This window comes from Chitinophaga sp. (assembly GCF_019236475.1).
GTDB lineage: Bacteria > Bacteroidota > Bacteroidia > Chitinophagales > Chitinophagaceae > Chitinophaga.
This window is the reverse complement of sequence record NZ_JAFAIX010000013.1, coordinates 241,662-260,809: the sequence shown is the minus strand read 5'-3', so window position 1 is coordinate 260,809 and position 19,148 is coordinate 241,662. Positions and strand designations below refer to the sequence as shown.

Here is a 19,148-nt window from a genome sequence, read left to right as displayed (position 1 = left end):
CTGACAGACTAAAATTTTCAATTCCATTAAACATTACGCTATGCAATTACAGCACAGTATCCCTTCAGTATTGTTCAGGAAAATACGGCAAGCAGGCCTCTTCTTAGTGCTGCTGCTGTCTTTCTCCAGCGTCGCAATGGCGCAACAGGTGCAGCTAAGCGGCACAGTGACCAATGAAAAGAACGAACCGCTTCCAGGCGTTTCCGTTAGCATTAAAGGCGCTGTGAATGGTGTAACCACCAGCCCAGACGGTAAATTCAAAGTGAATGCCCCGGCAAACGCTACGCTGATCTTTTCCCTCATCGGTTATGAAACAAAACAAGTGCCCGCAGCCGGCCAAACCAACCTGGACGTAAAACTCCACGAACAACTCACCCAACTCAGTGATGTGGTGGTAACCGCTATGGGTATTAAAAAGGAAAACAAAGTGCTGGGTTATGCCATCACCCAAGTGAAAGGCGAATCCATGACCAAAGCCCGCGAAACAAACGTCATGTGGGGCCTCCAAGGTAAAGTAGCAGGGGTAAACATCGTTAAACCTGTTACCGGTACCGGCGGTTCTAGCCGTGTAATCATGCGTGGTGGCGACTTCGGCTCCGGCCAACCGCTCTACGTAATCGACGGTGTGCCTATGCGCACTGAAAACAGAGGTAGCATTGATAACATGTACGGTGGCGCCGATGCCGGTGATGGTATCTCTTCCATCAACCCAGATGATATCGAAACTATCAACGTGCTGAAAGGTAATACCGCTGCTGCCCTCTACGGTGCAAGAGCTTCCAACGGTGTGATCGTAATCACTACCAAAAAAGGAACCGCTCGTAAAGGTATCGGCGTGGAAGTGAATAGCACTTACAGCATGGAAAGTGCAATCGACTATACAGCTAAAGATTACCAATATGTATACGGTATCGGTACTGGTGGTAATAAACCTACCACTGCTGCAGAAGCATTGGCTGATGGCCGTGGTAGCTGGGGCGCTAAACTCGATGGTTCGGCTGTGATCCAAGGCGATGGCGTCTCTCGTCCATACTCCGCTAGAAAAAATAATGTGAAACATTTCTACAAAGATGGTAGCACCTTCACCAACTCTGTGGCACTCACTGGCGGTAACGAAATCGTAAACTTCCGCTTCTCCTTCGCAGACATGGACAACAAGGATATCATGCCTAACTCCGGCCTGCACAGAAATAACTTTACCCTCAATACCAACGCAAAACTGGGTAAAAACCTCACCGCTACTATCAACGCACAGTATATCCGCGAAAAGGCGAAAAACAGACCTCAGTTGAACGACTATACCTCCAACGCTGCAGTTGCTGCTTTCCTCATGCCTACTAACTACGATATCCGCGATTGGCAAACTACCCGCAACGCTAGCGGTGGCGAAAACCTATGGACTACCAACAACTATTGGGCAAACCCTTACTTCGTTGCGTACGAAACACCTTCTGGTAACAAAGACGATCGCTTCATCGGTTCTGCGGACCTGAAATACGATATCACCGAACACCTCTACGCTCGCGTACTCACCGGTACCGACTTCACCTATCGCAATAGCTTTGGTGTATGGCCTTCTGGCGTAGGTTTCTATCCTGGTGGTTCTATTAGCCAGTCTACTGTTTACCGTGGTGAATTCAACGGTCAAGCAATGGTGGGATACAACCATAACTATGGTAAAACATGGTCCCTGAACGCTTTCGTAGGTGGTAATACCATGAAACGTAAATATACCAGCGTATCTTCTAGCGGTGATAAATTTATCGTTCCTGGTTTCTACGCTATCGGTAACACTACTACCAAAAATGGTGGTTATAACCTGAGCGAAACACAGATCAACTCTGCCTTCGGTTCTGCGGAAATTGGTTTCCACAACTATCTCTATCTGACTGTTACTGGTCGTAACGACTGGTTCTCTACACTGGACCCAGCTAATAACAATATCTTCTATCCTTCTGTGGGCGCTAGCTTCGTGCTCTCCGATGCGGTTACCCTGCCTTCATGGGTGAGCTTCGCGAAAGTAAGAGGTTCATGGGCACAAACCGGTAGCGATGTGGATATCTCTGCTTATCAGTTGAACCTGCCTTTCGGTTTCAATAACTCTATCAATGGTGTTCCTTTGGGTACTATCGGTAGCTCTACTGTACCAAATGCAAAACTGCACCCGCAGGTAACTACTACTTATGAAGGTGGTATCGAAGCACGCTTCCTCAATGGCCGCTTAGGTATGGACCTGGCTGTGTACAACCGCCAGGTAACAGATGCGATCCTGAATTCACCTGTTTCTACTACTTCCGGTTATTCTAATACATTCAGAAATGCTGCTGCTATCAGTAATAAAGGTGTGGAACTGTTATTAACAGGAACGCCTATACGTAAAGATAAATTCCAATGGCAGACTAGCTACAACCTAGGTTACAACAAAAGCAACGTAAAAGCGCTGATCGATGGTAAAACATCTATGGTGCTGGCACAGAACCGCTCCGGCCTCTGGGGCGACGGTGGTGTACCTTCCTATACTTACGCACAAGTAGGACAGCCATATGGCATCCTGGAAGGTACTACCTACACCCGCGATGCACAAGGACGCATTGTATACGATGATAAAGGTTTACCAGTAGTAGGCGCTATCCAGAAATTGGGCAACGGTATTGCTCCGCTGACAATGGGCTTCAGCAACTCCTTCACTTATGGTCAATGGAACCTGGACTTCCTGCTGGATGCTAAATTCGGTGGTAAAATGTTCTCCGGTACTACAAACCTGGCTTGGTACCAAGGTCTGAGCAAAGAAACATTGCCTGGACGTGACGGCGGTATCATCGGTAACGGTGTAACTGCTGACGGTAAAGCAAATACAGTGAAAGTAGCAGCGGAAGATTATTACAAATTCATCGCTAACAACATCACTGAACAGTTTGTGTACGATGCATCTTTCATAAAACTCCGCCAGATTGTACTGGGCTACTCACTGCCTCAGCGCTATATCAAAGGCTCTGCATTCCAGTCTGTAACGCTGTCTTTCGTGGCAAGAAATCTCCTTACGCTTTATAAGAAAGTACCAGTGGTAGACCCTGAGTCTGCTTATACTACTGGTAGTGGTCAAGGCTTTGAAATGCTGGGTCTGCCTGCTGTTAGAAGCTTCGGTTTGAACCTGGGTGTTAAATTCTAATTACAGTTAAAGAGAAAATTTATGAAAAGAAAATATCTGGTATATATCGGTGCTTCCCTCATGCTGCTTTCTGCGAGCTGTACGAAAGACCTGGAAAACGTCAATAAAAACCCGAATAGCACTACGGCTATTCCTCCTGCTACTATGTTGAGCAATGTGGAACTGGCTACCGCTACGTTGGGCCGTGGTACCATCCGCCGAACAAACCTGAGCTTCGACATGATGGCGATGCAGCAGTTGTCTTCCACAGAAACAATAGATGGCGGTGAAGGAGACAAATACCTGAAGAGCGATAACGCTGGTAACCTGCAGGATGATTCCTATATGCTGATCATCAACAATGCGGTGCAGTTGATCGAAAACGTGAAGAAAGACCCTGCACAAATCAACTTGTTGAGTGCGGCTAGAATCTGGAAAGTGCTTGTCTTCCAACGCCTGACAGATGCATACGGCGATGTACCTTACTTCGATGCAGGTAAAGGTTATATCACAGGTAATGTGACGCCTAACTATGATAAACAGTCAGATATCTATGCAGATATGCTGAAAGAATTATCTGAAGCGGCGGCGGCATTCGATGCTTCTAAAACAGCTTTGGGCTCCGCAGATATCGTGTACAACGGTGATCTGAATAAATGGAAAAAATTGGCTTACTCCCTCATGCTGAAACTGGCGCTGCGTATGGAAAAACAGGATATCGCGAAAGCGAAAGACTGGGCTTCCAAAGCGATCGCTGGTGGCGTGATGAGCGATCCAACCGATGTTTGTATGATCAAACATACTTCCGAAAGAAATGAGGTGTCCAACCCAATTACGTATACCTTTAACAGTTATACACTGGCAGATACCAAAATCAAAATCAGTAAAACTTTCCTGAGTCAACTGGTAAACACTGCCGACCCAAGAAGAGGCGTGTTTGTTAGTACCGTTAGTGGAGACACGACCCTGGCTAACCTGAAAGGCTTGCCAAATGGCCTGGACCTGGCAGCTTTCAATGCTGCTTTCCCTGGCGATCAACTGCAATCTTACGCTACTTTGAATACCAAAGTAATCTTGCAGCAAACAGCTCCTACTTTTCTCCTAACGCCTGCTGAAGTACAACTGATGCAGTCTGAAATAGTAGTAAAAGGTTGGATGAGCGGCGATGCTGCCGGCCTGTATGCGCAAGCTGTTACCAACTCTATGAAACAGCAAGCGGCATATGGTGCAGGTGGTGTAATTACCGATGCTCAGACACAAGCTTACCTGGCTGCCAATCCTTTCCCAGCAGTAGCTGCTGATCAGTTGAAAGCGCTGGGTACTCAATATTGGATCGCTACTTTCCTCAATGGCTGGGAGTCTCATGCCAACTGGCGTCGTACTGGTTATCCTGTGCTGACTCCAACGAATTACGCTGGTAATATCACCAACAGCCAAATTCCAAGAAGACTTACCTACCCTCTGAATGAAAAAGTGAACAACCCGAAAGGTATTCAGTCTTCCTTAACTAATCAGGGTAAAGATGAATATATGACCCGTGTTTGGTGGGATAAACAGTAAATTACTTTCACAACAACGCCGGGGGAAAATTTCCCCTGGCGTTATTTTGTGAAGATCAAAAACCAAAAGAATGCTGCAATTAACTGACTGGATCATTATCGGAATTTACCTGGGTATTATCGTACTGATAGGACTACTCTTAAGAAGAAAAGCAAAACAAAATAAGACGGCGTATATGTTGGGTGGAAAGTCGCTCCCATGGTACATGCTCGGACTCTCCAATGCTGCGGATATGTTCGACATTTCAGGTACCATGTGGCTGGTGACACTGACTTTCGTATACGGCATGAAGAGCATCTGGATCCCGTGGCTGTGGCCTATCTTCAACCAGGTATTCATGATGGTGTTTGTCAGTGCTTGGCTCAGACGCTCTAATGTTAGCACCGGTGCGGAATGGATCATCACCCGTTTTGGAAACGGCAAAGATGCAGCGCTCTCTCATACGATCACAGTGGTTTTCGCTTTGATCAGTTGCCTAGGATTCATGGCTTATGGCTTTGTGGGCTTAGGTAAGTTTATGGAGATATTTATCCCTTGGTCTAATATTGCCCCTTATATTCCTTTTACCGTTCAACCGGAATACGTACCTCACTTATACGGAGTAGCTTTTGCACTGTTTGCAGTGTTCTATAGTATTCTGGGTGGTATGAGTAGTATTGTTTGGGCAGACGCGGTACAATATGTGATTCGTACTGCCGCCGCCATTATAATTGCGGTTATTGCGATGAGAGCCCTTGCGGTCCATGCACTGGACGTCCCTGAAGGCTGGATGAATCCTTTCTTCGGTTGGAAACTCAACCTGGACTGGGGTCGGATCATTCCGGAAGTGAATGAAAAAATTAACAGTGACGGCTACACGATGTTTGGCGCCTTCTTCATGATGATGGTCTTCAAAGGACTGCTGGTAAGTCTTGCCGGCCCTGCGCCCAACTACGATATGCAGAAAATCCTCAGTACACGTAGTCCACAAGATGCAGCTAAAATGAGCGGCTTTGTATCCATTGTGTTAATGCCTGTAAGATACCTCATGATAATCGGGTTTGCAGTACTCGGACTGATCTACTACAAACAGCTCAATCTGAAAACTGGCGACCATATCGATTTTGAAAAAATATTACCTGCTGCTATCAGCAGCTTTGCGCCTGTAGGCGTGATGGGATTGCTGGTGGCCGGTATGCTGGCCTCTTTCATCGGTACTTTCGCTGGTACGCTGAATGCAGCCCAGGCATATATAGTGAATGATGTCTACCTAAAATATATTAACCCTGAAGCCAGTAACAGGAAAATCAGTAGTGTAAACTATCTCGCAGGTATACTCATCGTGGTGATTAGTATTGTCATCGGTGTATTCGCGAAAGATGTAAATAGTGTATTGCAATGGCTGGTATCCGGATTATGGGGCGGCTATGTAGCAGCCAATGTCCTGAAATGGTATTGGTGGCGGTTCAACGGCTACGGCTTCTTCTGGGGTATGTTGTCCGGTATCGCAGCGGCACTTATTTGTCCCTATATTTTTACAGGCTTAAATCTGTACTATTTCCCAGTGATATTAGTGATTTCGTTGATTGGTTGCATAGCCGGAACATTATCTACTCCTCCGGTGGATGCAAAAACATTGGGACAGTTCTATTATAACGTACGCCCTTGGGGCTTTTGGAAACCGGTACTTCAACAAATGCAGGCGGAAAATCCCGACCTGGAATCCAACCGGCATTTCGGCAGAGACATGTTCAATGTAGTGGTAGGTATCATTGCACAGTTGTGCTTGATGGCATTACCTATGTACCTGGTACTGGAACAAAAAGTGCCTATGTACGTAACAGGTGCTATCCTGGTAGTCATGCTCTACCTGCTGAAAAAATACTGGTGGGATAACCTCAATAAAATATGAAGCGATATAAATTATGAGAATGCGAGAAACTTTCGGTGAACGATTAAAGCAATTACAAACAGCCCAGGATGCGCTGATTCAACTGGAGAACAAACCGGTGCTCCCAGGCAACGGTATCTTTGAACGATATCAGCATCCCGTCCTGACGGCTGCGCATACCCCTCTTACCTGGCGTTACGATTTGAACCAGCAACGTAACCCCTTCCTGATGGAACGCTTTGGCATCAATGCCACTTTTAATGCGGGCGCTATCAAATGGCAAGACAAATACCTGATGATGGTGCGCGTGGAAGGCGCTGATCGCAAATCTTTCTTTGCTATCGCTGAAAGTAAGGATGGGATCCAGCAATGGCAATTCCGGGAAATGCCGGTAGCCATCCCTGAAACAGAAAATCCTGATGTAAACGTTTATGATATCCGACTGACCGCCCACGAGGATGGATGGATCTATGGGCTGTTTTGTACAGAAAGAAAAGATCCTGCGGCTGCTCCCGGTGATATGTCTTCCGCCATCGCGCAATGCGGTATTGTCCGTACCCGTGATATGGAATCCTGGGAAAGACTCCCGGACCTGATTACTAGCTCTCCGCAACAACGCAATGTGGTGCTGCATCCGGAATTCGTAAACGGCCAGTATGCACTCTATACCAGACCCCAGGACAACTTCATTGAAGCTGGTTCCGGCGGAGGTATCGCTATCGGCTATACGAAAGATATGACAAAAGCAGTGGTAACTACGGAACAAGTGATCGATCCAAGACATTACCATACTATCAGCGAACTTAAAAACGGTCAAGGCCCAGCGCCTATCAAAACGGCGGAAGGCTGGCTGCACCTGGCTCACGGTGTAAGAAATACCGCTGCTGGTTTCCGTTACGTGCTCTATATGTTCATGACAGACCTGCACGATATCACCCGCGTGATACACAAGCCTGCAGGCTACTTCATGGGACCAGAAGGGCAGGAGAGGATCGGCGATGTGTCCAACGTGCTTTTCTCTAATGGCTGGATTGCCGACGAGGATGGCCGTGTCTTAATATATTATGCTTCCTCTGATACCCGCATGCATGTGGCAGTTTCATCCATAGATCAGTTGGTGGATTATGTAAAACACACCGCTCCTGATGGCTACCGCTCCGCAACAAGCGTAGCTACTATTATGCAGATTGTAAACGGTAATAAACAGCCCCACACTGCTATTTAAGCAGTTCTTTCCCTGACAGGGCAGTTGGTGATGCGGCTGCCCTGGGGGATACCCTTCCAGCCCCGCGTTTTTCGCCTGTAAAAAAATATTATCTTGCTGCTGATGTCAATCAGATCAGTATGTAGTTGGTTGCTCCTGTTCCTAGGGGTAATTCCTGGCGTTTTCGCCCAGGATTCGCTGTTTACATATCATTTGCTGGATTCCCTGCGACAATTGAGGCCAGATACTTCCACCGTAAGAGTATGGTTGGAAGAGAGTCGGGCTACCGCCGCTTATTTCGATGCCCATAAAAAAGAGAATATCTTCCTGCAAGAGGCCATCGTGATGAGCCAGGAGTTGAAATATCCACAAGGGCTATCCATGGCCTATACTGAACTGGGTATCGCCAAAAGGAATAAGTCGCAATACATCCTGGCGGAAGACTATCACGAAAGAGCCATTAAATACGCCCAAGAGGCCAAAGACTCGGTGTTGTTATGCCAGTCGCTCAACAATGCCGGCGTCGATTGCCGCCGCCTGGATAAGCTCCAGAAAGCCTTCGATTATCATTTTGCTGCCCTCCAGATCGCGGAAAAAATTGGCAACGTGAAGAATATCTGTGTAGCCACTAATAGCATCGGTAATATCCAGTTATCAGAAGGGAAATATGAGTTGGCCATCGAACGTTTTCAACATGCGTTGAAGCTGGAGGAGGAAAGTAATAATCCCCTCGGAATGGCTATCAACCTGGGAAACCTGGGCTATGCCTATCAAGGCCTGGGCAAACTGGACCTGGCTATCCAACATTATAAAAGCTCCCTGGCGATCAATGAAAAAATAAAGAGTAGCACCGGGAAAGTCATCTGCTTTAATTCCCTGGGCTCCGCATACCAGGAAAAGAAAGATTATGCCACCGCCATGGAATATCTCCAGAAAGCCTTACAGGTCAATGATCAGGTAGATGATAAAGTACACATGGCAGAAAGCTATCTGAATATCGGTAAACTGCTGAGCGTACAAAACAAACATGAGGAAGCCCGGCATTTCTTCCAAGAGGCAATTGCATTAAGCACTTATTGGGGCTTCAAATCCCTGCTCATGGATATTTACAAGGCCTTGGCATTGGATTACAAGAACAACGGCGACTTCCAGAAATCCCTGGATGCCACAGATAAATCACTGCTCTACAAGGATAGCATCCTCAATGAAAAGTCCGCGATGGCCCTGAACCAGATGCAGGCCATCTACGATGTGGACCGGAAAGATAACCAGATCCGCGCCCTGGAACACGATAAAATGGTAGGAGAATTGCGCACAAAAAGAAACGTAGTTTTTATCTTTGCGCTGGTGGCCTTTCTGACGATGCTAACAGTAGGAGGGTTCTTCTATATCCGTCACCGGAACCTGGAAGAAAAGAAGCAAACCTTGCAGTTGGAACTCCGGTCCCTTCGTTCGCAGATGAATCCCCACTTCATTTTCAACTCTCTTAGTTCCATACATCGGTATATCTGGAGCAATAACCAGGAAGAAGCGTCGGACTATCTTACCAAATTTTCCAAACTAATGCGCCTCATCCTGGATAATACCCAGCATACCTTTGTTTCCCTGAATAAAGAACTGGAATCCCTGCGCCTATACCTAGACCTGGAATCCTTAAGATGTAATGGTATATTTGATTATCGGATTACGGTGGCGCCTGATATCCATGATGAAGAAGTACTGATTCCTCCCATGATATTACAGCCCTATGTGGAAAACGCTATTTGGCACGGACTCGTACATAAATCGAATGAGAAAGGTCAACTGGATATCGGCATCCGACTGGAAGGACGCAGCCTTGTATGTACCATTACCGATAACGGTATCGGAAGAAAGAGAGCTATGGAAATCAAAGCCAGGAAAGGCAAAACGCATACCTCTGTTGGTATGAAGGTAACAGAAGGCAGAATTGACCTGATTCGTAAAATCAATAACAAAGATGCCAGCGTAATAGTGACAGACCTGGAAGATACTACCGGAGAACCAACTGGCACCCTGGTTACTATCATATTGCCTGCGGAATTTATTTTCTAGCATATAACTAAAACCTACATAAATGAGTGACATAAAAGCCATTATCGTAGATGATGAGCAACACTGTATAGACGCACTCCAAACAATGCTCCTTAAGAAATGCCCCGGTGTGCAAGTGATTGGAGCGGCCAATAGTGTCAGGGAAGGCCGCGAATTAATCGATGAACTCCAGCCAGATCTGGTATTCCTCGATGTGGAAATGCCCCACCAAAACGGATTTGAACTATTGCGCCAATATGAAAAAGTAACCTTCGATGTTATTTTTACAACGGCTTATGAACAATATGCCCTGAAAGCGATTAAGTTCAATGCTTTGGATTATCTGCTGAAACCCTTTAGCGTAAAGGAACTCCAAGATGCGCTGGATAAATTCCGAGAGAAGCAACAGAATAAATCCAAAGATCAGTCTGTTTCTCCCCTGGAAGTTTTCCTGCAAAACATGAAAACCTTACAGCAGACGCATAAGAAAATCGCCTTGCCTACCATCAACGGATTAGTGTTTATGCCCGTACAGAATATCGTGAGATGTGAATCTACCGGCAACTACACCAAAATTTTCTTCACAGATAAAAAGAACCTGATGGTGTCCCGTCCGCTGAAGGAGTTTGAAGAACTCCTAACAGACGTGGATTTTTTCCGGGTGCATAATTCTCATTTGATCAACCTGCAACAGATGCAATCATATATACAAGGAGAGGGCGGTTTTGCATTGATGAGCGATGGTACGCAAGTCGAAGTGTCAAGAAGACGCAAAGCCGAATTCCTGAAAAAGGCAATGCAGTTCTAGCCTTCAGCTATTCAGCAACTTAGAAATGTTAATTCCAGATTTTAACGTTTTTATACCACTTATGGTAATTTAGCTACCGGATAATAATTGGAAGTTGCATGCCTTTTTGCTAACAATTAGATTTGTATCAAGATTACAATATAAACCTTATATAAAGATTTTATTCTCTGCATTACTAGCGTGATTAGCCCCAAAGAAAAAAGACACCTGAGTGGTGTCTTTTTTGTTATATGCCTATTTATAAGTTCTTTACGAATTGTAATTTTATGCCATAGCTAGTTCATCCGCTTTGTGCTCCAGTTGATAGAAAGAGAGCAACTTGCGGATAACTCCTTCCACTAAAGCATCAGGGCAAGAGGCGCCGCTTGTCAACAAAATAGTGACCTGATCTTTTTCCGGCAGGAAGCTTTGGGAGTACTTTTTCTCTTTATTATGGAAGTTATAATGACGTACTGCTGTTTTGGATTCCAGTTGTTCCGGATCGGAAACAAAGAAAGTAGGTAGTTGCTCTTCGCAGAGCTCTACCAGGTGGGAAGTATTGGAGCTGTTATAGCCGCCTACTACCACGGCCAGGTCTGCCGGTTCGCGAAGCATGCCGATTACAGCACTTTGGTTATCGTTGGTGGCATAGCAGAGGGTATCTCTGGTATCGGCAAACCTTTCGGATAAATTTTCTTCCGTTAATCCGAAAGTGGCTACCATCACATCTTTGATATGATCGGCAATAGCCTGGGTTTCTGTAGCCAGCATGGTAGTCTGGTTTACTACGCCCACACGCTGCAAATCTTTTTCTACATCAAATCCTGGTGAAAACTGACCGGCAAAGGCGGTCGCGAATTCGGCAGCAGGTCTTTTGCCATTGATGAATTCACCCAGTAGGATGGCCTCTTTCATATCTTTCACCACCACCGTTGCGGTATTGGCTTGACTATGGCTGAAAGTAGCGCGGGTCTCTTCATGTTTGGGTTTGCCGTGCACAATAACAGTATAGTCTTTCTGACCAATCTGTTCTGCCTTATTCCACACTCTTTCCACGAAAGGACAGGTAGTATTGTATTTCAAAGGTTCTATACCCAGTTGTTCCAGTTGCTTTTCGATTTCCAGGGTAGTTCCGAAAGCAGGGACAATCACAATATCTTCCGGCTGCAATTCAGACCAAGGAACAAGTTGTTTGCCACTGGTATCCATGAGAAACTGTACGCCTCTGCTCAGCAGATCGTTGTTCACATGAGGGTTATGAATCATTTCACTGAGGAGGAAAATGCGTTTGCCGGGATTCTCGTCTACCGTCTTAAAAGCAATCTCGATGGCATTCTCTACACCATAACAAAAGCCGAAATGCCTTGCCAGCAGTATCTTCAGCGGACCGAAATCCAGTACGGTAGGGGTGAAATCTTTTTTCATACGGTCCTGCTGTTTGCGCTGGTTTTTAATAGCGGTGATCAGCGGACTGCGATATATTACCGGAACGTTGAATGTTTTCATGTCTTGATGAGCCTATAAATTGTTGGCAAAGTTAATCAATTGATTGGGATGAAGGATATTTGGGCCAGACAGCCAACCCTTTAGCTGTCCTTGCTTACTTTTTCCAACCAGGCTTTTTCTTCTGCGCTCAGACTCGAATAACCTTTTTCATTTATTTTATCGAGGAGTTGGTCCAGTCTGGACTGGGTATTTTCGTCTGTTTTCTTCACTATTTTCAGTGGAGATTTTTTAGGCTTGAATTTTTTGGTAGCTGGTTGTTTGGAAGACTTCCTTTCACTAGGCGTAAAGAGCCAGATGAGCGGCCTTGCCATATCTGTCCCATTTTGCAGCAACTTGATATAAGCGAATCCGAATGCAGCTCCTCCTAAGTGGGACATGACCCCGCCGAAGTTACCGTCAAACATCGTGATGATACCAATGATCACCAAGGCGAGCGCCAGCCATTTCAGTTTCACAGATCCAATGAACAGCAGCCCGATTTCATAGTTCGGTACCTGTGTAGCAGCAGCTACCAGCAGGCACATAACAGATGCAGAAGCCCCTATCATTAGGGCATCCATGCTATTATGGACCATCAGGTAATAGGCAGCCATATACACCAGTCCACCAGCTAATCCACCTAATAGGTAAACTGGCAATACCCGCTGATTACCGAGCATTTCCCGGAAAATATTTCCGAACCAGAAAAGGTTCAGCATATTAAACAGAATATGGAAAATCTGCACATGGGAAAACATATAAGTAATTAAGCCCCATGGCTTCACAATGAAAATGGAGAGGTTGGAGTGAAGGGCTACCTGGCTATATACCCAGTCATACATGCCACTTTGTGAAAAACGATCTACCAGGCGTAAAAGATTTAATGCCAGGAAAATAATTATGTTCCAGAAAAGCAGATGGTTAACTGTATTTCCTTGCCTTAGCCAATAACGAATATCCGATTGAAAAGAGGTCCCGTTCATATCTACAAATTAATATAAAAATCCGGGAATTTGAATGCAGCACATTCAAAAAAAAATACTGCTGGATTAACTAAAGTGGCCAGCAGTATTTTATAGAATATTAAACAAAAAAGTATAGTGATAGTTCTGTTAAAACTTCCCTAATTTCTCACCGGAGGGGCTTCGGAAGGAGGGGCTGCTTCGGAGGTTTCCTCTTCCCTGTCTTCCTTTATCGTTATATCATCCTTTATAAAGGAAGTCAGGAATGCATCTGTAAATAGGCCCAGTTGAGATCCCATTTTCTTGATGGTAGGATTTTCCAAGTTCCAATTGGTGCCCTTTACCGGCTGGCCGCCGCAGAGGATATAGCCACTTTTCCTTTTCGTAATGGAAGTATCTACATCTTCCTGATAGGACTCGTACTGACAGGTGTATTTATATATGAAATAGCTTAATGTGTCAATGGTTTTTGTCTTTACCAATTGTAGGGTATCTACTGTATTCACCTCTTCATCCTCATTGAAATAATCCTTTACCTGTAAAGCAGCAATTCTTTCTGCAGTCAGGAAAGGGTTAATAACGGCCAATTGTTTGGCAGTGGCTACTTTCTGAATAAACCACAAAGCATGTGAATCATTAGCAATTAAGGCTTTGAGGTCTTTGTCTGCCACTTTCTGGCGAGTATTCATCAAACCTAATGCGCCGTAATAATCACTCATGGAAATGGTATCTGCCAGCATACGTCTGAGAAGAGGTGCATTCCCTTCTGCCAGATTAGGTTTGCTCAGAACTTTCATCAATTGTATGGCATTGGTACTGGAGGATTCTTTTTTCCTCTCCAGGTTCATTCTTTCCTCGTCATACAATTTTACTAAGCCTGATTTCAGTCTTCCCAAATTGCATTTTTCATAATACGGAGAATTCCACAGGCTATCAGGTAAATCAGTACTCAAATAGGCCAATAGATTCGGGGAAGTACTGGCAGTCTGAATCAAATCTGGCAAGTGCTTTTCATAAAATAATTTCTTGGGCAGATTAAATTGGAAAGTTCCCCTCCAGTTTAGAGAGTCTTTCGGAAGTGCGGATGCATTTTGTATACATAATTGGTAACCCTCTTCACTATTAATACCAGACATGCATCTTACGACGAGTTGTCGTTCATGCAGGGTTTGCGCTTCTTTCATGAGTTGCTTTACCGCTGCTATTTTCTCAGCAGATGTGAGATGTGCAATTGCTGTTGCATTTTCTTTTTGATTATCCGAAGCGGCTACATCATCTGCATTCGCTAGTGTATAATCTTTCCTCGTCATCCAATTATACAAGTTGAGTTTCAGTGGCGCACCTTCCATGTGTCGGTTCAGTGGAAGATCCTGGAAAATCAACTGATGGATCTGATGCAGCAGATTATTATCAGGGGTGATGTTCCAAAGCGCAGTACGGGCGGCTTTTACCTGGAGGGTATCCGTAGATTGCAGATGCTTGATCAGTTCCTGTTTCTTATCAGATTGAATATCCAGCGTATCAATATGCGCTTTGTTGATAGCAATGCTGGATAGAAAAGCCTTATCCAGACCAGCTTTTACAGCATCGTCTGTCAATAAGGCTGTAAACATAAAACCATGATGACCTGCTATAATTATCTTTTTGAACATGCGAATACAATTGGAATGACGTGGCTTATAGGTAACCTCATAAACATACATTCCATCTTGTTTATATTTCTTTTCATTCAGGAGCTGCATTTTCAATGTGTCTGATGCAGGCGTAAACTCCTTGTTGATCAGTGTATAGGGATCTGAGGAGGTGTATTCCCCAAATTTCTTTTCTAATACCATGTAAGATCCTTCAGAAGTAGGATCATAAGCATAATAAAAACCAGTTCCGTTATTAGGTATTTTACCGGTATAAGGAGCATATTCAACTGGCCCTTTGAGCGTAAAGGAACTGTCTTCCGCCGTAAAGGTAGTGTTCAGGGAAGTTGCTGGCAGTGGAGTGAGACTGTAATTATCCATGAACTCTTTTACAGGTGCTGGGGGTACATCTCCTGGATACTGTGTGATGAAGCTGTAGACGTTATTTCCACGGTAAATAACTTTTAAACTACCATGGAAAATATTTGAACCGGTGAGGCGATAGGTAATTGTTTTCAATCCATGCTCTTGGTGAATATTCTCCTCTGTAAATTGTACGAGACTATCTCGTAGTAATATTCCTTTTTTGAGATCAGCCAATATGAGAGAATCATTGGTGATATAGTATCCGGGTAGCATTCGTTGTCCACTGAAAGTAAAAGTGATCCCTTTTTCGGCATCACTAGCACTATGCACTTCTTCATATCTGCCCCCAACATCCATATGCGTTGCATTTCCAACATTGAACGATTGGTATTGTTCTGGGAATTTAAAGGAGATACCAACTTTATTCAAGTTAAGAGTACCATAGGTGGTAGTCGTTACAGCAATATCATTGAAGCGTACAGAGTTGAAGAATTTAATGGCTTTACTGCTGTCTTCAGCGGTTACCGTATGCATAAACAGATATCCCTTACCATTCCGCACAAAAACGCGGGCACGGTATAGGGCGCCAAAGCCACTGATATCTGCTTGTGTTCCGGCAACATCCATATATTGAATTTCCTGTAGGTTAGCAGGCATAGAGCCAGCTTTGGTAGCCATCCCTTTTATCATATTCAGGCGAATTCCTTTGGCATCACTACCAGTCTGTATATTGCTCATGGAAAAGGCGAAAGCTGCTTCGGCTGCTGCTTCGTTTACACTGAAGTACATTTTGGTATTGGAGCCTGGAATTGGGTAGGCATAAGGAGCGCCTGGTAATACCACCGTATAACCTTCCGCCAATTTATGAAGGGTATAGCCGCCCAGCTTTTCATAATCATCTTTATACTTGGCAGCTACTCCTGTAAAGGTGGCCGTTACGGGAGTAACGGTATATCCTTTTTTGCGGAGTAATTGCAGAATACTGTTTTTACCGGTGAGATGGCCAACGCCCACTACCGCAAAGAGCCCTCCTTTCGGCATCTGGCGGATAATACTTGCAGTCATGTCCTGGTTACGCTTTTCCATCCATTTACCTTCCTCGGATGTTGGATCTACCGCGTCAATAAACCAGTGGGTGATTTTATCAAGATCGCCGGTATAGTACAAACTAACCATGGAATCCAGATAGCGGGCTTCCGGGTTGAGGCCATTGGGTGCAAGTGTTTCTACAATGGGAGGGGGGCCAGGAGGAGGCGTATTTTTATCTACCTTATCAGGGGTACCTACTGGTGGTGTAAACATGTCTCCGGATGCATGACTATTATAGTAGCCCATTTCGGCGAGAAACACCTGTTTATCTACATCCGATATTGCACTTTTAAATAGGGAATACTGATTGGAAATTGGTTCCAGGCCCATTAGTTTTTTATTCAGTATGGCTGCTTTTTCATGGAACCAGCCATCCAGGAAGATGCCTTGCCGTTGGGTGTTTTTTTGCTCCGAGATGAGCGCCTCTTCTTGGTCTAACAACAACTTTTCTATTACCCATACGGTTTTTACACGCATCTGACTGATGTGAATCCCCGCTTTTTTAAATATAAGACTATCAATAAAGCGGTATTCCTCTTTGTTGAGTTGTTTGCGAAGGTGGTTGGTAGTATCCTGTAAGGGGCCGTTTGCATCGATTAAACTAGTCATGAGTGAATCCATGTCCACTTCCGTAGCAAAATTGCGGGCCTGGTGAAATGCCAGCAATACCGAGTCGCTGAACTCAAATACTCTGGGATCGCGCAGGTGCATGGAACCATAGAGGTAGGAAGATTGTTTTATACCAGGACCGTCTATGCGCCAGAGCAACTGGTATTTACTTCTTGATTGAGCACTGACAGATTGAATATTACACATTATCATTAAGAAACATGCAATAATAGCTGGCATCATCTTGGTGCGTGTAGCTTGCAACGGTGGCGTTGCCCTATGGGCTTGGGTCGACAGCATAGGTTATATGGGATAATATGTTAATGAACAGCGAAAGTATTCAAAAACAATGGTAAAAAGGAAAAAAGGCGTGGCAGATCGGGTTAAATAACGTATTTTTGCAGTCCCAATTAAAAAGGGAATCCGGGTATTCCGGGTTAAAACTTTAATTATTTTATGAGCGAAAACAACATTCCTAACGCACAAAACGCTGAACAACAGGCTGCTGGAGCTACTCCAGTGGAAACAGCGACAAAAAATGCTCCTGTTGCTACTGCTCACGACGATTTCGATTGGAGCGTAGACAAACGTAACGTTTCTTCTTACAGCAAAGAAGAAAAAGAAAAGTACGATGCAACTTACGATTCTACTTTCAAAGTATTTGAAGAGAACAGTCTGCTGAATGGTACTGTAGTTGGTCTGACCAACACAGATGTAGTGATCAACATTGGTTTCAAATCTGACGGTCTGATCTCTCTGAACGAATTCCGTGACTTACCAGGTCTGAAAATCGGCGACGATGTAGAAGTACTGGTAGTAGAAAAAGAAGACCGCGATGGTAACCTGCACCTGAGCCGTAAACAAGCTCGCCAGAAACGTGCATGGGAAAAAATCGTGGAAGTTTACAAAACAGGCGAAGTGGTTACTGGTACTGTTACCAGCAAAACCAAAGGCGGCTTGATCGTAGACGTTTACGGTATGGAAACCTTCCTGCCAGGTTCACAGATCGATGTGAAACCAGTTACCGATTACGACCAGTTCGTTGGTAAAACTATGGAGTTCAAAGTGGTGAAAGTAAACGAAACCATCCGCAACGCCGTAGTTTCTCACAAAGCACTGATCGAGTCCGACATCGAACAACAAAGAGTAGATATCATCAGCAAACTGGAGAAAGGCCAGGTGCTGGAAGGTACTATCAAAAATATCACCGACTTCGGTGCATTCATCGACCTGGGTGGTCTGGATGGTCTGCTGTATATCACCGATATCAGCTGGGGCCGTATCTCTCACCCAAGCGAAGTGCTCCAAATGGATCAGAAAATCAACGTTGTTGTGCTTGACTTCGATGACGAAAAACGTCGCATAAGCCTGGGCTACAAACAACTGACTCCGCATCCTTGGGATACTTTACCAGCTACCATCACTGAAGGTGCTAAAGTAAAAGGTAAAGTAGTTAACATCGAAGATTACGGTGCATTCCTGGAAATCATGCCAGGTGTTGAAGGTCTGGTTCACGTATCTGAAATCTCTTGGGCTTCTACCCCTATCAACGCTAAAGAATTCTTCAAATTAGGCGAAGAATACGAAGCAGTGGTAGTTACCCTGAGCAAAGAAGAGCGCAAAATGTCTCTGTCTATCAAACAACTGACAGAAGATCCTTGGGCCACTATCGAAACTAAATTCCCTGTAGACAGCCGTCACAAAGGTATCGTGAAAAACATCACTCCTTATGGCGTGTTCGTTGAACTGGAAACTGGTATCGGCGGTATGATCCACATCTCTGACCTGAGCTGGATCAAACGTTTCAACCACCCATCTGAGTACACCAAAGTAGGTAACGAAATCGATGTAGTTATCCTGGGTATCGACAAAGAAAACCGTAAATTGAGCCTCGGTCACAAACAGATCGAAGAAGATCCTTGGAACACTTTCGAAACTATCTTCCCAATCAACTCCGTACACGAAGGTACCGTTGTGAAGAAAGATGAGAAAGGTGCTACCGTTCAACTGCAGTACGGTCTGGAAGCTTACGCTCCTGCTCGTCACCTGAGAACTGAAGATGACAAACCTATCAACGTTGAAGACGTGAAAGAATTCATGATCATCGAATTCGATCGCTCTGAAAAACGTATCCTGGTTTCTCATACCAGAGTTTGGGAAAAAGCACAAGCTGAAGAGAAAGAAGCTATCGTGAAAGAAAAACGCGCTGAAGCTGACAAAACTCGTAAAGCTGTGAAAAACATCCAGGGTAAAGTAGAAAAAGCTACTTTAGGTGATCTGGGTGCTCTCGCTGAACTGCGCGAAAAACTGAAACAATCTGAAGGCGGAGAAGAAAAATCTGCTCAGTAAGATCAGTTTCACTTGATCAATATTTAGAGATCGCAA

General features: G+C 44.8%; 10 protein-coding genes. 7 read left to right on the top strand and 3 right to left on the bottom strand.

Annotated elements, in window-relative coordinates; all coding sequences use genetic code 11:
* Positions 1-40: 40 nt before the first annotated feature.
* From JO154_RS23090 to JO154_RS23065, 6 genes are all read left to right on the top strand, one after another.
* Entirely contained in the window at positions 41-3,169 is a 3,129-nt protein-coding gene (locus JO154_RS23090; RefSeq protein WP_291950327.1) for a SusC/RagA family TonB-linked outer membrane protein, read from the top strand.
* A 21-nt stretch (positions 3,170-3,190) separates the two neighbouring features.
* On the top strand, positions 3,191-4,708 hold the full coding sequence (locus JO154_RS23085; RefSeq protein ID WP_291950324.1) for a SusD/RagB family nutrient-binding outer membrane lipoprotein: 1,518 nt from the start codon (positions 3,191-3,193) through the stop codon (positions 4,706-4,708).
* Between the two features lie 70 nt (positions 4,709-4,778).
* The gene (locus tag JO154_RS23080; protein ID WP_291950322.1) at positions 4,779-6,599 is read left to right on the top strand and encodes a sodium:solute symporter family protein; all 1,821 of its coding nucleotides are present in this window, start codon (positions 4,779-4,781) and stop codon (positions 6,597-6,599) included.
* Between the two features lie 13 nt (positions 6,600-6,612).
* Positions 6,613-7,803 (top strand): glycosidase, encoded by a 1,191-nt coding sequence (locus JO154_RS23075; RefSeq protein ID WP_291950320.1) that lies wholly within the window; start codon positions 6,613-6,615, stop codon positions 7,801-7,803.
* A gap of 102 nt (positions 7,804-7,905) precedes the next feature.
* Positions 7,906-9,855, top strand: coding sequence for a tetratricopeptide repeat protein (locus JO154_RS23070; protein ID WP_291950318.1), 1,950 nt, complete (start codon positions 7,906-7,908; stop codon positions 9,853-9,855).
* 22 nt (positions 9,856-9,877) lie between these two features.
* Positions 9,878-10,642 (top strand): LytTR family DNA-binding domain-containing protein, encoded by a 765-nt coding sequence (locus JO154_RS23065; RefSeq protein WP_291950316.1) that lies wholly within the window; start codon positions 9,878-9,880, stop codon positions 10,640-10,642.
* Between the two features lie 264 nt (positions 10,643-10,906).
* On the opposite strand, the gene JO154_RS23060 is transcribed toward JO154_RS23065, so the two are convergent.
* From JO154_RS23060 to JO154_RS23050, 3 genes are all read right to left on the bottom strand, one after another.
* Positions 10,907-12,127 (bottom strand): 4-hydroxy-3-methylbut-2-enyl diphosphate reductase, encoded by a 1,221-nt coding sequence (locus tag JO154_RS23060; protein ID WP_291950314.1) that lies wholly within the window; start codon positions 12,125-12,127, stop codon positions 10,907-10,909.
* A gap of 80 nt (positions 12,128-12,207) precedes the next feature.
* Positions 12,208-13,089, bottom strand: a complete 882-nt coding sequence (locus JO154_RS23055) for a rhomboid family intramembrane serine protease (RefSeq protein ID WP_291950312.1) — start codon at positions 13,087-13,089, stop codon at positions 12,208-12,210.
* Between the two features lie 140 nt (positions 13,090-13,229).
* Entirely contained in the window at positions 13,230-17,063 is a 3,834-nt protein-coding gene (locus JO154_RS23050; RefSeq protein ID WP_291950310.1) for a TraB/GumN family protein, read from the bottom strand.
* Positions 17,064-17,219: 156 nt separating this feature from the next.
* Between JO154_RS23050 and rpsA the strand changes: the two genes are divergently transcribed.
* Positions 17,220-19,112 (top strand): 30S ribosomal protein S1, encoded by a 1,893-nt coding sequence (rpsA, locus tag JO154_RS23045; RefSeq protein ID WP_291950309.1) that lies wholly within the window; start codon positions 17,220-17,222, stop codon positions 19,110-19,112.
* The last annotated feature ends 36 nt before the right edge of the window (positions 19,113-19,148 follow it).

Bases quoted from the DNA above. Each gene is read 5' to 3' on its own strand.
- JO154_RS23090 (WP_291950327.1), top strand. From the start codon at position 41: ATGCAATTACAGCACAGTATCCCTTCAGTATTGTTCAGGAAAATACGG.
- JO154_RS23085 (WP_291950324.1), top strand. From the start codon at position 3,191: ATGAAAAGAAAATATCTGGTATATATCGGTGCTTCCCTCATGCTGCTT.
- JO154_RS23080 (WP_291950322.1), top strand. From the start codon at position 4,779: ATGCTGCAATTAACTGACTGGATCATTATCGGAATTTACCTGGGTATT.
- JO154_RS23075 (WP_291950320.1), top strand. From the start codon at position 6,613: ATGAGAATGCGAGAAACTTTCGGTGAACGATTAAAGCAATTACAAACA.
- JO154_RS23070 (WP_291950318.1), top strand. From the start codon at position 7,906: ATGTCAATCAGATCAGTATGTAGTTGGTTGCTCCTGTTCCTAGGGGTA.
- JO154_RS23065 (WP_291950316.1), top strand. From the start codon at position 9,878: ATGAGTGACATAAAAGCCATTATCGTAGATGATGAGCAACACTGTATA.
- JO154_RS23060 (WP_291950314.1), bottom strand. From the start codon at position 12,127: ATGAAAACATTCAACGTTCCGGTAATATATCGCAGTCCGCTGATCACC.
- JO154_RS23055 (WP_291950312.1), bottom strand. From the start codon at position 13,089: ATGAACGGGACCTCTTTTCAATCGGATATTCGTTATTGGCTAAGGCAA.
- JO154_RS23050 (WP_291950310.1), bottom strand. From the start codon at position 17,063: ATGCTGTCGACCCAAGCCCATAGGGCAACGCCACCGTTGCAAGCTACA.
- rpsA (WP_291950309.1), top strand. From the start codon at position 17,220: ATGAGCGAAAACAACATTCCTAACGCACAAAACGCTGAACAACAGGCT.